The organism is Carboxydocella sp. ULO1 (assembly GCF_002049255.1).
In the GTDB taxonomy this organism is placed as follows: Bacteria; Bacillota.
Map to the genome: position 1 here is coordinate 113,911 of NZ_BDLQ01000021.1, position 13,831 is coordinate 127,741.

Genomic DNA, 13,831 nt, shown 5'->3' on the forward strand with positions numbered 1-13,831 from the left:
TTTCTTTCCTCCTAAGATACCTGGGCCTTAGTTTTGCATTTAATACACTCTGCTATTTTCTTGCTTTTTCTCACCATTAGCGCAGAGCACTGGGGACATTTCTCCGGTACCGGTTCGTTCCAAACCGTAAAATCACATTCCGGATAATTAACACAGCCAAAAAAGGTTCTTCCTTTTTTGCTCCGCCTTTTCACCAGCATACCACCACACTGAGGACACAATACCCCCGTTTCCTCCAGCAAGGGTTTGGTAAAACGACACTCCGGAAAATTAGGACAGGCCAAAAATTTACCAAAACGCCCGGTTTTGATCACCAGATTAGCCTGACAATTAGGGCATTTTTCCTCAACCACCGGATCCGCTACCACAATTTTTTCAGCTTTTATTTCCGCCTGCTGCAATTCTTCTCGAAAAGGCTCATAAAAACTACGGACTACATCTACCCAGCGCTTTTCCCCTTCTTCAATTTTATCCAGATCCTCTTCCATTTTTGCAGTAAATTCCACATCAATAATATCCGGGAAAAACTGTTTTAATAACTCCACTACCATTTGTCCCAGTTCGGTAGGATAAAAATGTTTTTGTTCCCTGGTAACATAGCCCCGTTTCTGAATGGTTTCGATGGTCGGAGCATAGGTTGATGGACGTCCAATCCCCAGTTCCTCCAAAGTCTTAACCAGAGAAGCTTCTGTGTAACGGGGTGGTGGCTGGGTAAAATGCTGTTCCGGTTTCAGTTCTCTTAATTCCAGCCATTGCCCTTCAAATACAGGGGGAATCTGTTTTTCCTCTTCCTTCTCCTCATCCTGATAAATTTTCATAAATCCGGGGAAAATCACCACCGTACCGGTAATACGGAACAAATATGGTGATATGTCTACATCGATGCTGGTTGTTTCCAGCTGAGCTGGAGCCATCTGACTGGCCAGAAAACGATCCCAGATCAGCTTATATAGCCGGTACTGATCTCTGGTCAAAAACTGCTTGATATTTTCCGGCGGTCTGCTCATAGAAGTAGGCCGAATAGCTTCATGGGCATTCTGAATTTTACCTTTGCTGGCGAATTGTCGCGGCTTTTCCGGTAGGTAAGCATTGCCAAATTCGGTTTTGATATAATCCGCCGCTTCTCGCTGTGCCTCTTCTGCAATCCTGACCGAATCGGTTCGGATATATGTGACTAAACCGACAGCTCCCTCTTTTCCCAGTTCAATCCCTTCATACAGCTGCTGAGCCAGCTGCATAGTCTTGCGGGTGGAAAAATTCAGCCTTTTGCTGGCCTCCTGCTGCAGTGTACTGGTAGTAAAGGGAGCAGGCGGTTGACGCAACCTGGCTTTCTTCTTCACTGCTGTTACCTGAACCTGCTGGATACTGGCCAGGTCCGCCAGGATTTTTTCCATCTCTTCCCGATTTTTAATTTCCGCTTTCTGGTCACCGATTTGTACCAGCTTCCCTACCAGTTTATGAGTCTGCCCTGGTTCAGTAAAAATGGCTTCCAGGCTCCAGTACTCTTCCTGAACAAACTCGCGAATCTCTTCCTCGCGATCACAAATCAACCGCACCGCAACAGATTGCACCCGTCCGGCTGAAAGCCCTTTTTTGATCTTCTTCCAGAGAAATGGACTCAAGGAATAACCCACCAGACGGTCCAGTACGCGCCGGGCCTGCTGGGCATCAATGCGATGCCAGTCCAGCTGGCGTGGTTGTTTTACGGCCTTTTGAATGGCTGCTTTGGTAATTTCATTAAATTCAATTCTACACCTGGCTTCAGGAGGTAGTTCTAACAAGTTAGCCAGGTGCCAGGCAATGGCTTCCCCTTCCCGGTCCGGGTCAGTAGCCAGCAGAACTTGATCTACTTTTTTGCTCTCAGCTTTGAGGGATTTGATCAAATCCCCTTTACCCCTGATGGCGATATATTTAGGAGCAAAATCCTTTTCCACATCTATTCCCAGCTGACTTTTCGGCAAATCGCGTACATGTCCCATGGAAGCTGCTACTTTAAAACCTCTGCCCAAAAACTTGTTGATAGTTTTTGCTTTAGCTGGAGATTCAACGATCACCAGGGTTTTTGCCACAATCAACACCTCACGCCCAAAAATTGTTGCCAAAACGAATAACCTGTCCACGCAGTTCCATTCTGGTTAATTCCGCCATGACTATATCCAGATTCAGATTGAGTTCACGGGCCAAAGCTACCGCATCGGTAAAGCCCCGGTTAATTAAGGATAAAATTCTGGTCGGGAGTTCTGAATCTGCAGTATTTTCCTTTACCGGCGGTAAATCCAGATCCTCCAGGTCACAAAGCGGCATGGCTCCCTGTTTTATCAGGTTATTGGTTCCTTTAGAATATATACTGGTAATGGGTCCAGGGACCGCCCAGACTTCCCGTCCCAGTTCCAGGGCGTAATCTACAGTAATCAAGGTACCGCTGTTTTCTGCTGCCTCAACCACAATCAGCTTCTGACCTAAACCAGCAATAATGCGGTTGCGCATGGGAAAATGCCAGGGTTTAGGCTCTGTTCCCGGCCAGAATTCGGACAATAAACAGCCCCGGTTTATGATTTTCTCCGCCAGGGACCGGTTTGCAGCCGGATATATGCGTCCCAGCCCATTGCCCAGGACCGCAATGGTCAGACCAGAACGCAGAGCTCCCTGGTGAGCAAAGCTGTCTATGCCATAGGCTAGCCCTGAAACCACTACATAGCCACAGGCAGCCAGCTGATTACTAACCTGCACAGCCACCTGTCGCCCGTATTCGGTACCTTTTCTGCTGCCGATTACGGAAATCATGGGTTTCTTTAAAACTTGCTTGTCCCCCTGGCCAAAAAGAAGAAGGGGCGGCTGATGCAATTCCCGCAAAGCCGCAGGATATTCCTCATCTTCATCAGTTACCCACCAGATCCCCTGCAGTTGTAATTCTTCCATCAGGGTAGAAGGGTCACACTCCAACCGGAAGCTGATCTTTTGCCCCTGAGCATAATAGTAATTGATGGCTTTGGCTGGCCCCAGCTGGTAGACCAGGGCCAGCTTCAATTGACGCCTATCCATCTCTTTTTGACTCCTCATTACCATAGAATTCCTGCAACTTCACTGCTTCCACTATAAATAAGATAGTTTGAAAAGTCAAGCAATCACAATAATCGCTTGCTGCTTCTGAAACCATCGCTGGTAAAAAGAACGCGTTTATTGTCGATAACTGTCTCCAGATGTACCGGTCGACCCCAGAGGAAACTGACATAATGCAAGGTTTTTTCCAGATATTTTGTATCCAGCTCAATTCCTTCATACCTGTGTAAGAGATACAGCTCATGCCGTTTGTTATAATCCCCATCTACCGCTTCTATATAAGGAAATCCACAATTATTCAAGCTAAAGACCAGATTATCCCTGATTTGTTCCCATTTTTTCTCTGTTATCTGCCAGTTTTGCCCCACCTTTTGATAAAGATAAAGGTCCAGTTCCTCTACCAGCTCTTCATTTAAATAATTTCGCAAAAATGACTGATCATGATCCACTTCCCTGATCAGAAACAGCTCATCCCGGCCGTATTTTTTATCCAGATATTCCCAGATACGCCAGCCTACCAGGTAGGGATTGATATGATAGGGATTAGGCTGGCTGATGCCAGCATGGAGTTTAGCAAATTCAATAGCCTCATCTTCGGTTAGAGCCAATTCCCGCATAATCCGGACGTGCCAGAAAGTAGCCCAGCCTTCATTCATGATTTTAGTTTCCAACTGGGGCCAGAAATAGTACATTTCACTGCGAATCATAGCAATTATATCCCGTTGCCAGTCCGTTAAATCCAATGAGTTTTCCATAATGAATTTCAGCAAATCTTTTTCCGGCAGCTTCTTATTGTTTTCCTCCTCCTCTTCTTGGTCCTGTATTTCTCTGCTATCCAGTTGCCAGAGATCAGCATAGGACCCAGCAGGCTCTGGCTTTTTTTCTTTGACAGGCCTGCCGTCTTTCTCCTTAATCTGGTGTGGATTAATATGCTCCTGAATAGAGAGAACAGCATCAAGAAATTTCTCCACTTCCCGAAAACCATAATGAAATTCATAGTCGGCAATCCGCAGAGCATGCACAGCCATAATGTCCACCATTTGGCGATCTGTTCTGGCAAACCAGCGGTTATTTTTAAAAAAATCGCAATGGGCATAGACATGGGCTATTACCATTTTATTTTGCACTAAACTGTTTCCCTCTAACAAAAAAGCATAGCAGGGGTTAGAATTGATTACCAGTTCATAAATTCTGCTCAAGTTGTAATCGTAGGAAGTTTTCATCTTGTGAAATGCCTTGCCAAAACTCCAGTGGGAAAAGCGGGTAGGCATCCCATATGCTCCAAAAGTATAGATAATATCGGCAGGACAAATTTCAAAACGCATATCAAAAAAATCCAGACCAAAATCCAGGGCGATGGCTTCGATTTCGCTAATAGCTTTTTGCAGAGCTTTGATTTCCTGTTTATCTGCCACCGTTACCCCCCCTTTTATGCCATATCAGCCTGGGGTCCAAAAAAAGCTTTCAGGGCTGGATAGACACCAGTTTTATCTTTTATGGTTACAGCTACAAAACGAGGATGGTTAATCCGCTTAAAAACAGAATATAGAGTGCTATGCCGGTAATAGGGCCCGACAATTTCTCCATAGCCAACCATATTACATTGTTCTGCCAGCTGATGTAACAACTTGACACACAATTCATTGTCTGAAGCCAGATTATCGCCATCCGAAAAATGAAAGGCATAAATATTATAATCCTGGGGACTATAGCGTTTTTCAATAATATCCAGGGCCAGTTTATACACCGAGGAACAGCGCGTACCCCCTGATTCGCCTTTAGTAAAAAATTCGTCTTCTGTGACCTCTTTAGCCTCAGTGTGGTGGGCTAAAAACACTATATTTACCGCTTTATATTTTGTACGCAAAAACTTCACCATCCAGAAAAAGAAACTGCGAGCAATGTATTTTTCAAAGGGCCCCATTGACCCGGAAGTATCCATCATAGCCAGGACTACTGCATTGGCGTGATACTCAAATTTTTCCACCCAGGTTTTAAATCGCAAGTCATCTTTGCTGATTTTGCCAATTCCTTTAATTCCCTTTAATGCATTGCGTTTCAAATTCTCCAGAAGTGTTCTTTTCTTATCCAGGTTGCCCGTAATACCCACTTTGCGGACATCATTGAAGTGATATTTCACATTCTCCAGCTCTGGTGCCGTTTTTTGTTCCAGATTGGGTAGGCCCAGATCTTCGAAAATCAATGCTGCCAGCTCATCTACCGTTACTTCTGCTTCATAATAATCAAACCCAGGCTGATCGCCGGCGCCGGGGCCTTTACCCGGTCCTTTGCCGGCTTTCACATCTGACCCCAAAACATCACCGACTTTACTGTCTCCTTTACCCTGGCCCACATGCTTTTGCTTGTTAAAATTATAGCGGAAACGATATTCATCCAGGGAGCGAATGGGAACTTTAATTATCTTTTTACCATCAGACATAATGATGCTTTCTTCACTAACAATATCTGCCAGATTGTTTTTTATAGCTTCCTTTACCTTCTCCTGATGTCTTTGTTGATCAAGGAACCCTTTGCGATGCAGTGACCAATCGTCCCGGGAGATAATCGATGTCATATTACCCCCTCCCGTTACCGGTTAAGTAAGCTTCCTACATATTTTAGCAATTCATTGGCACAGACCGGGCAATACCCGTGTTCATCAATGAGGCGCTTGGATACCTGGTTAATACGCTTTAGCTGTTCCGCATCGGGAGTACGGGTAGAGGTTGTAATTTTAACTACATCTTTCAAGTCGGCAAAGAGTTTTTTCTCAATAGCCTCTTTAAGGCGTTCATGACTGTTGTAATCAAAAGTTTTTCCCCGCCGGGCATAACTGGAAAGGCGAATCAGGATTTCCTCCCGAAAACTTTTCTTGGCATTTTCCGAAACCCCGATCTGTTCTTCAATGGAACGCATCAATTTCTCATCTGGATCTAGTTCTTCTTCAGTAATGGGATCTTTTAATTTTACTCCATTGCAATAGGCCTCTACATTATCAAGATAGTTCTGGAACAGGGTTCTGGCACTCTCTTCATAGGAATAGACAAAAGCCTTTTGCACTTCTTTTTTAGCGATCTCATCAAATTCCCGCCGGGCAATGGCAATGAAATTGATCAACCGCTCTTTTTCCTCCTTGGTAATGGATGGATGCTGATCCAGTCCATCTTTAAGAGCCCGCAGTACATCAAGAGCATTGATACAGGTTGTATCCTTGGTCACCAGCGCACTGGAAATTCGGTTAATTACATAACGCGGATCAACCCCGCTCATCCCTTCATCAGGATTCTCATTCAGCAGTTCAGTTACATCTTTTTGCTTGAATCCCTCTACATCTTCTCCATCATAAAGCTTCATTTTCTTGACCAGGTCCATTCCCTGTTTCTTGGATTCTTTCAGGCGGCTGAGCACAGAGAAAATAGAAGCTACCCGTAAAGCATGGGGAGCAATGTGAATATGTTTCATATCACTGTTGCGAATTAATTTTTCGTAGATCTTGACCTCTTCTGAAACTTTCAGATTATAAGGTACCCTGATGACAATTATCCGGGACTGCAGAGCCTCATTTTTCTTATTGCTGATAAAAGCTTTATACTCAGCTTCGTTTGTGTGAGCTACTACAACTTCATCTGCCGAAATTAAAGCAAAGCGGCCGGCCTTGAAATTTCCTTCCTGTGATAGGCTCAACAGGTTCCAGAGGAATTTTTCGTCACATTTTAACATTTCCTGGAATTCCATGATCCCTCTGTTGGCAATGTTCAGCTCACCATCAAAGCGATAAGCCCGGGGATCAGACTCAGAACCATATTCAGTAATCGTAGAAAAGTCAATGGAGCCTGTTAGGTCAGCAATATCCTGGGATTTGGGGTCAGAAGGTGTGAAAGTACCTATGCCAATCCGGTTTTCCTCGGAAAAAATTACCCTTTCTACCGGCATCAATTCGATCTGTCCGTTGAATTCCGTTTGTAAACGTAAACGGCAAACAGGACAGAGGTTACCTTCGATATAAACCCCATATTCCCGCTCAAAGTCCGGGCGCAGTTCTTCCGGAATCAGGTGTAATGGCTCTTCATGCATGGGGCAACCTTTTATCCCGTATAACGCCCCTCTATCAGTGCGCGAATATTTTTCCAGGCCTTTTTTGAGCATGGTTACAATCGTTGATTTTCCCCCTGAGACAGGCCCCATTAAAAGCAAAATGCGCTTACGCACATCCAAGCGTCGCGCTGCTGAGTGAAAATATTCCTCTACCAGCTTCTCCAGGGTTTTTTCCAAACCAAAAATTTCTTCGGCAAAAAACTTGTATTTTTTTACCCCATTTTCCTCTTCAATGTCAGCATCTTTAATCATGTTATAGATTCTGGCATGGGAAAGCTGAGCAATATAAGGTCTTGCTTTGACTAGCTGCAAATAGTCTTTGAAGGTGCCTTCCCAGGCCAAAGCTTCCTGCTGCTGTCGATATAATTCCAGTTTTTGTAAAAAATCCATTGAGGTCGCCTCCTTTCCTCCCAAAACCCCCTGGGTGTTACATATATATGTAGAATTCTAAATCTACTTGACTTCTTTTTACTGATAGTTTATACTATCTTTCGCAGGCGGAAGTGGCTCAGTGGTAGAGCATCGCCTTGCCAAGGCGAGGGTCGCGGGTTCGAATCCCGTCTTCCGCTCCATTTTCTTAAATATGGCGGCGTGGCGAAGTGGTAACGCAGCGGTCTGCAAAACCGATATGCGTCGGTTCGATTCCGACCGCCGCCTCCAAATCCTGCCGAAGTGGCGGAACTGGCAGACGCACCAGACTCAAAATCTGGCGTGGTTACCCCACGTGCGAGTTCGAGTCTCGCCTTCGGCACCAATAAGTCAAAAACCCCTGCAAAAGCAGGGGTTTCTCTTTTATGCAGAGATATTTTGCTGACTTAAATCAGATTGTAAATTATTATATCTATTTAATGCGGTCGCCAAAAACAAGACTAAAATCAGGAAGATCCCGCTTAATTTTAGCGGCCAGTTATAGCCCAGTCCCTTCAATACTACCATGCCACCAAACGCAGCAATTGCCATGGCGCTATTGATAATTGGTTCGATCAAACCAAAAACTTTGCCCCTGAGCTCATTAGGTGTTATTTCCTGCATAAATGTTCGCATGCCCAGACCGCCAAAGGAATTGGATATTCCGACCAGAGCAGCTGCAATCACTACAGTTGCCCAGTTGATCTGCCAGCCCAGCAGTATAAATGCTATCCCGCCCAGCAGGACACTAATTTGTACCAGTAATGGTCTAGGAACTCTCTGACCATATTTCCCCAGTAAAAAAGAGGTTAAAATCATCAGTCCGCCAGTGAGGGCAAGAGCGTAACTGTAGTAAACTTCAGCCAGTCCCAGTTCCTTGCGAATTATCAAGGGCTGGACAAAATTATAAAAACCACCGGCCAGGAAAAAGCCAAACACCACTGCAAACATGATTAAGTGCGGTGGTGATTTTTTTATTTCCCGCAGGCCCTGATAGGTTTGCTGAAAAGGCATAAGCAAAGAAAAATGAGCCGTTTTCTGCGAACGATAGTTAATGAAAGCCAGAAAAAGTGCTGATAAAAGAAAACTCAAAGCATCAAATAAAAAGGCCCATCGGTAGCCGATAGCAGCAACCATGACACCACCAATTAAAGTCCCCAGCAACCAGACACTGTTTGCCGTAACACCATTAATGCTATTAGCAGCCAGCAGATTTTTTTCCTCAACCAGTTCAGGGATAATAGCATAATAGGCCGGGGTAAACAGGCACGATAAAATATTTAAGGCAAAAACTATCAATGTTAAGGCCCAGAGGGGAGGGGAAAAAAGCAACAAAAGAGTAAGGAAAAACCGGGATAAATCCGCAATGACCATCAATTTTTTCCGGTTGTGTTGATCAGCCATTGCCCCACCAAGCGGCCCAAAAAACAGAATGGCCAGGGTCTTGCTAAGGGTAATCCAGGCAAGGGCTTGTACGGAATTGGAATACCTGTCAATTACAAAAAGAGTTAAAGCGACATAGCTGATCCAGTCCCCCAGCGCTGATATCAGCTGACTTAACCATAAAAACCGAAAATTACGATTTTCAGATAAAAAAGCAGTAAAATTCATAAAATCTGCATCTCCCCGGTTATTACATTACGATTTACAAAACCATTATTTATTATATAATAGAAGGAATAAAATGTCAAAGAAAAAAATTCCTCCTTTTCACGGAGGAATTATCTCTTACTCGAGAATTTCGGAAAAATAGATGACTGTAACAGTTTCATCCTTTTCTACTGGACGTTTGTAAATCTCAGAAAGATACTTGATTACATCATCCAGAGAACGAATATCCGGACTTTCTCCTTTTAAATCATCTTCATTTAACTCTGAAAGTTTTTTGACAATTACTCTGTCCAGGACAGCAGTAAAAACTTTTTTGCGGGGTTCAAAGCGATTACCGGCAGTAATCCAAACGATATCACCTTCACTATATTTCTCTCTCTTATCTCCCAGTCTGATGGTACAATTCTTCTTGCGACATAACAGATGACCATGGTAATTGGAAGAATAGAAATTCAACGCCCGCACCACTATCGCCTCCCTCTGCCAATCTTAACCCTTGCGGGGATAACTCAATTTTTGCAGTTGCTCCTGTACCTGCCCTAACTCCTGTACTAATTCCTGTCTCTGGTTACCATTCATTTTTTCCCATTCATCTGCCAGTTTTTCATATATATCAGTAAGTTTTTGCAATAATTCTTTTGTTTGCTCAATTGCTTTTTCCTGTTCTACCGTTAAGGCTTGATTGGTCAGAAGGCTCTGGCTCCAGGGATCAAATATATCCTGTTTAATGTGGGTTAGTACCGCTCTGGTTTGCAACAACTGGGTTAAAAGCCCGGGAGTAACCAGCTCTTTTTTTATCTCCACGCTAATATTACGGTTTTCATCCAAACGTTGATATTCCTGTTCCTCAGTATAAATAAAAGCTTCCAGTGCTCCCGTAGCTTTTCCGAGAATCCAGGCGGGCTGGTCAGAACTGCGTAACCGGTTGATATTGCCAGTTACAATGCTCAAGAGGCGATAATCCCTCTCCCAGGCAGCCCGCAATCCCTCTCTGGCATCAGCTGCTAACCAGTTCTGATCATTTCCGGAAATAGTACCACCTTTAGCGCAACCACTTAGAAGCAGGAACAACATCATTCCGGCCAAAATCCTTGAGCGAATTTGCATAATCTCAGCTCCAAATTGTTTTTTGTTTTTTATTCGACAAAAACAGCTTTTTTCCTGCTGAACCAGTCCAGTGCTTGCGCTTTTTTCCAACTCCCTAGACCCCAGGAAAGAGGTCCGGCAATCCGGGCCGATGCTCCAAGCAAAATAAATCCGGCCAGGGTTCCTTCAAGGAAAACAAGCTTCTGGTATTCTTTCCCCCTATCTTTTATAACCTCCACCTCAGCCTCAGCTGGAGTCAAAGGTGAAAGTCCGCCGGTAATCAGCCGCAAACTGCCAAAATGAGCAGAATTGCCCGGTTGATAATCATCCCAGGCTGTTTTATACCCGGCCATATTTCTGGCAGCAATTAAACCCTGTCGGGCTGCTACCGGCCAAAGGGCCAGGTTACGCAGTTTCCCGGTAACTTTTTCTTTGGCCAGGGTCACATCCCCGGCAGCATAGATATTTTCGTACTCTGTTTCCTGAAATTGGTTAACCGGTATGCCTTTTTCCCGGCCAAGGAAATCGCTATTGGGGTTAACTCCCTTACCGATAACCGCAAGTCCTGCTGGCAATGTTCTGCCCCTGGCCGTCTGCAGAGCGGTTAGGCCCTGTTCTGGACTGCCAGTGAAGGCGACCGGGTTGTCCCCGAAAATTAGCTCTATCCCGTGTTCAATCAAATGAGCTGCCAGGATTTCACCTGCTCTTGTATCCAGGCCCTGGGAAAAAGGATAACTGGAGGAAATAATCATGCTTACCTGTTTGTCCAGTTCCCGCAAAGCCCAGGCAGTTTTAAGGCCTACCAATCCCCCGCCAATGATAGCGCATTTCTGGGTTTGCTGTAATCTAGCTTTGATGATTTGTAGATGTTCCAATGTACGTAATGGGGTAACACCTTTGAGTTCGACGCCAGGCAAGTCAATAGCCACAGGGTCAGCCCCACTGGCAATCAATAGCTTTTGATACTGGATTTCCTTTCCTTGTTTATCAACTATCAGTCGCCGGTTAACATCAATAGCCTGTACTTTATAATCGGTAATTTGTTCAATCCCCTGTTCCTTTATGGCCGCAGCCGTTTTAATATAGATTTGTTCAGACTGGATTTTCTGAGCCAGAAAGTAGGTTAATAGCGGTTTACTATAAAATCCGCCCTCTGTCTCAGCAGTCAAGATAGTGATTTTCCGCCAGGGAACAAGCCTCCTCAATTCCTGGGCAGCAGTAATCCCGGCAATGCTGTTGCCGATAATAACGATCTCTCGCTGTAAACAGGCCATTGTCACTGCCTCCTATAAGCCCAGTCCCTTGCGTTTGGCCTGAATATGTTCATAAATAACCGTTGCAGCTTTTACAGGGTCGGATTCTACGAAAAACTTGCCTCCGAGAACCTCTTCTGCGCCACTGGTTAGGAAAGCAGTGACTTCCTGCCCCCCTAATATCGGAGGCATTACTCCTAAGTGAACCAGACATCCCATGGCTACAGCCCAGGTACCGATAGCCAGGGCCTTTTCATGCTGATGTTCCGGCGCCGAAGCGGCAACAGGCAATTGCTGAACAGTCACGCCCAGGTATTCTGCCAGAGCTGTCAGCACATCACCAATCCGGGAATTATCTACACAGGAGCCCATGTGCCAGACTGGCGGCAAGGGTTTATCCAGACCGGCTACCTGACCCAGGAGAGACAGGATCTTCTTCAAGCCCGGCCCAGCCCACTTTTCCGTAGCTTCACTATTGAGCAAACCAGCTTTGGCCAGGGCATTAGCTGAACAGCCCGTTGTCACAACCAGTACATCTTTGCTGATTAATTCTTTGACTAAATTTACGTGCAGGTAATCATGGGTAATCTTGACATTATTGCAACCAACAGTTGCCACTACCCCCTGGATATCGCCATTGCTAATCTCCTGAACCAGGGGCTTTAAGGGTTCTTGAGCATCTATTTTGCTGAGGATTGAAATAATAGTTTCTACACTGAAACCAGCCATGAGGGTAGTCTTTTCTCGGGTGGCATTGATTTTGGCAGGATCTCGCTTGCTATAAGCTGCAATAGCCAATTCTACTGCTTTTCTGGCCATTTCATCAGCTTGCTGATAGGACCATTCCAGGTGGGTTGCGCCATCCATTTTGACGATGGGGTTGGTAGTAATGAGGACTGTATGGTAGCATCTGGCCAGGGAAGCCAGAGATGGCATAATACATTGCACATCCACAATCATGGCATCAGTGAGTCCGGTGGCTATTGCCAGTTCCTGGGCCAGAAAATTAGTTGCCAGGGGAATGCCATGTCGCATCAAAATTTCATTGGCTGTACAGCAAATACCGCTGACTTGAATACTTTTGGCCCCTGCTTTCTGTGCTTCCGGTGTCAGCTTTCTGGCCCATTCTACTATTTTCTCGGAAAGTAAAGGTATATGTCCATGTATAACAATATTTACGTTTTCTTCAGTCAGGACACCAAGGTTAGCTTCACTGAAGACAGGCTGAGGTGTACCAAATAGTATATCCTGCAAATCAGTACCCAGTTTTAAACCTGCATAACCATCCACCAGACCCAGCTTGACAGTAGCCAGCAAAAGATTTGGCCAGGAAGCGTCCATGCCCATGGTGGTCTGATGTAAGGCTTCGCGAATTTCCCGGTCAGCATTTCTGGGTATTACCCCCAGTTCCCGCCATTTAGCTACCCTTTCTTTGGGAGCATGGGCAACCAGCCAGTTCAATTCTCCACTGCCAAAACGTTGAAAATCTTCTCTGGCTTTGGCTACTAATTCTTTGCCAATATCTTTTATATCTTTGCCTTCAACAGCAATCCCCAGTTTGTGAGCCAGCCCTTTTAGCTTTTCAGCATCAGTGATCTTGTATGGTCCTTCTTCAGATAAGGCCTTTTCTAAAACTTCCAGGGTTTCATAGGCATGATCCACATGAGCTGCTGCCCCGGCAGTAACCTGTCTGAGCAAGTTCCTGGCAACCATAATATTGCCATCTGCTCCACAGATTCCTTTGTCTGGTTTCCCAAAAGGATTAATCCGGCAAGGGCCCTGGCCGCAGTGACGGCAGCACAAGCCTAGACTGCCGAAGCCACACTGGGGTTCCTGTTCCTGGTACCTCTGCCAGACATGTTCTACAGGACCCTGCCAGTTTTGCAATACTTGCTCCGCCCCGGTATCTATTGTAAATTTCTCCATATCTGTAGCCTGGTTCAAAAAACTTGACTGTTTTTATCTCCAGCCAAGTCGGCCCCCAGACCAGGCTTTCGCCTCCTTTCCGAATACTTGATTTGCCCCCGCGGGGCAGGGCGACAGGGGACCTCGGCCCGGGAGTTCCACCCGGACAGGAGTACTGCACCGGTTTTTGCTGACCTCCCGGTGGGAGTATAACTCCGCCTCCCGCGTCCTGTTAGGACGCCTACCGGTTTCTCCGACACCGGCTAAACGGGGTCACCGTACGGACAGGGCCAATAACTTCATGTCAGACCAGACGGAGTTATACGCCTCCTGCTCACTCTGGGCAAGCCCGTTATGCACAGGAAGCCTCTCCTCCAGCCGCCTCAAGCAGGCCCTGACCCCACGGGTCATCC

Annotated in this window: 10 protein-coding genes and 3 tRNA genes; 3 read left to right on the plus strand and 10 right to left on the minus strand. The window is 45.6% G+C overall.

All coding sequences use genetic code 11. The annotated features are described in order from the left end of the window. Positions 1-11 precede the first annotated feature (11 nt). The 5 genes from topA to ULO1_RS04695 all read right to left on the minus strand — a co-directional run bounded on the left by topA (position 12) and on the right by ULO1_RS04695 (position 7,545). Positions 12-2,069, minus strand: a complete 2,058-nt coding sequence (topA, locus tag ULO1_RS04675) for a type I DNA topoisomerase (RefSeq protein WP_079907427.1) — start codon at positions 2,067-2,069, stop codon at positions 12-14. Positions 2,070-2,079: 10 nt separating this feature from the next. Next, positions 2,080-3,042, minus strand: a complete 963-nt coding sequence (dprA, locus tag ULO1_RS04680; RefSeq protein WP_159446606.1) for a DNA-processing protein DprA — start codon at positions 3,040-3,042, stop codon at positions 2,080-2,082. 83 nt (positions 3,043-3,125) lie between these two features. Beyond that, the gene (locus tag ULO1_RS04685; RefSeq protein WP_079907424.1) at positions 3,126-4,475 is read right to left on the minus strand and encodes a SpoVR family protein; all 1,350 of its coding nucleotides are present in this window, start codon (positions 4,473-4,475) and stop codon (positions 3,126-3,128) included. Between the two features lie 14 nt (positions 4,476-4,489). Further along, positions 4,490-5,635 (minus strand): sporulation protein YhbH, encoded by a 1,146-nt coding sequence (gene yhbH, locus ULO1_RS04690; RefSeq protein ID WP_079933056.1) that lies wholly within the window; start codon positions 5,633-5,635, stop codon positions 4,490-4,492. Between the two features lie 14 nt (positions 5,636-5,649). Beyond that, positions 5,650-7,545, minus strand: coding sequence for a PrkA family serine protein kinase (locus tag ULO1_RS04695; RefSeq protein WP_079933057.1), 1,896 nt, complete (start codon positions 7,543-7,545; stop codon positions 5,650-5,652). A gap of 107 nt (positions 7,546-7,652) precedes the next feature. Here ULO1_RS04695 and ULO1_RS04700 point away from each other — a divergent pair. The 3 genes from ULO1_RS04700 to ULO1_RS04710 all read left to right on the plus strand — a co-directional run bounded on the left by ULO1_RS04700 (position 7,653) and on the right by ULO1_RS04710 (position 7,909). After that, positions 7,653-7,727: transfer RNA gene (locus tag ULO1_RS04700), tRNA-Gly, on the plus strand. 13 nt (positions 7,728-7,740) lie between these two features. Beyond that, positions 7,741-7,815 (plus strand) — tRNA-Cys (locus ULO1_RS04705). 6 nt (positions 7,816-7,821) lie between these two features. After that, positions 7,822-7,909, plus strand: a tRNA-Leu gene (locus ULO1_RS04710). Between the two features lie 38 nt (positions 7,910-7,947). Here ULO1_RS04710 and ULO1_RS04715 read toward each other — a convergent pair. The 5 genes from ULO1_RS04715 to cooS form a co-directional block, all read right to left on the minus strand. Next, positions 7,948-9,174 (minus strand): MFS transporter, encoded by a 1,227-nt coding sequence (locus tag ULO1_RS04715; RefSeq protein WP_079933058.1) that lies wholly within the window; start codon positions 9,172-9,174, stop codon positions 7,948-7,950. 117 nt (positions 9,175-9,291) lie between these two features. Continuing rightward, entirely contained in the window at positions 9,292-9,639 is a 348-nt protein-coding gene (locus ULO1_RS04720; protein ID WP_078666163.1) for an ASCH domain-containing protein, read from the minus strand. 24 nt (positions 9,640-9,663) lie between these two features. Beyond that, positions 9,664-10,281, minus strand: coding sequence for a hypothetical protein (locus ULO1_RS04725; RefSeq protein ID WP_079907418.1), 618 nt, complete (start codon positions 10,279-10,281; stop codon positions 9,664-9,666). A gap of 29 nt (positions 10,282-10,310) precedes the next feature. Beyond that, on the minus strand, positions 10,311-11,534 hold the full coding sequence (locus tag ULO1_RS04730) for an NAD(P)/FAD-dependent oxidoreductase (protein ID WP_079907417.1): 1,224 nt from the start codon (positions 11,532-11,534) through the stop codon (positions 10,311-10,313). 12 nt (positions 11,535-11,546) lie between these two features. Then, entirely contained in the window at positions 11,547-13,439 is a 1,893-nt protein-coding gene (gene cooS / locus ULO1_RS04735; RefSeq protein ID WP_079933059.1) for an anaerobic carbon-monoxide dehydrogenase catalytic subunit, read from the minus strand. Between the last annotated feature and the right edge of the window lie 392 nt (positions 13,440-13,831).

Coding starts and splice junctions, on each gene's coding strand:
- dprA (WP_159446606.1), bottom strand. CDS start 3,042: ATGGATAGGCGTCAATTGAAGCTGGCCCTGGTCTACCAGCTGGGGCCA.
- yhbH (WP_079933056.1), bottom strand. CDS start 5,635: ATGACATCGATTATCTCCCGGGACGATTGGTCACTGCATCGCAAAGGG.
- ULO1_RS04695 (WP_079933057.1), bottom strand. CDS start 7,545: ATGGATTTTTTACAAAAACTGGAATTATATCGACAGCAGCAGGAAGCT.
- ULO1_RS04715 (WP_079933058.1), bottom strand. CDS start 9,174: ATGAATTTTACTGCTTTTTTATCTGAAAATCGTAATTTTCGGTTTTTA.
- ULO1_RS04725 (WP_079907418.1), bottom strand. CDS start 10,281: ATGCAAATTCGCTCAAGGATTTTGGCCGGAATGATGTTGTTCCTGCTT.
- ULO1_RS04730 (WP_079907417.1), bottom strand. CDS start 11,534: ATGGCCTGTTTACAGCGAGAGATCGTTATTATCGGCAACAGCATTGCC.
- cooS (WP_079933059.1), bottom strand. CDS start 13,439: ATGGAGAAATTTACAATAGATACCGGGGCGGAGCAAGTATTGCAAAAC.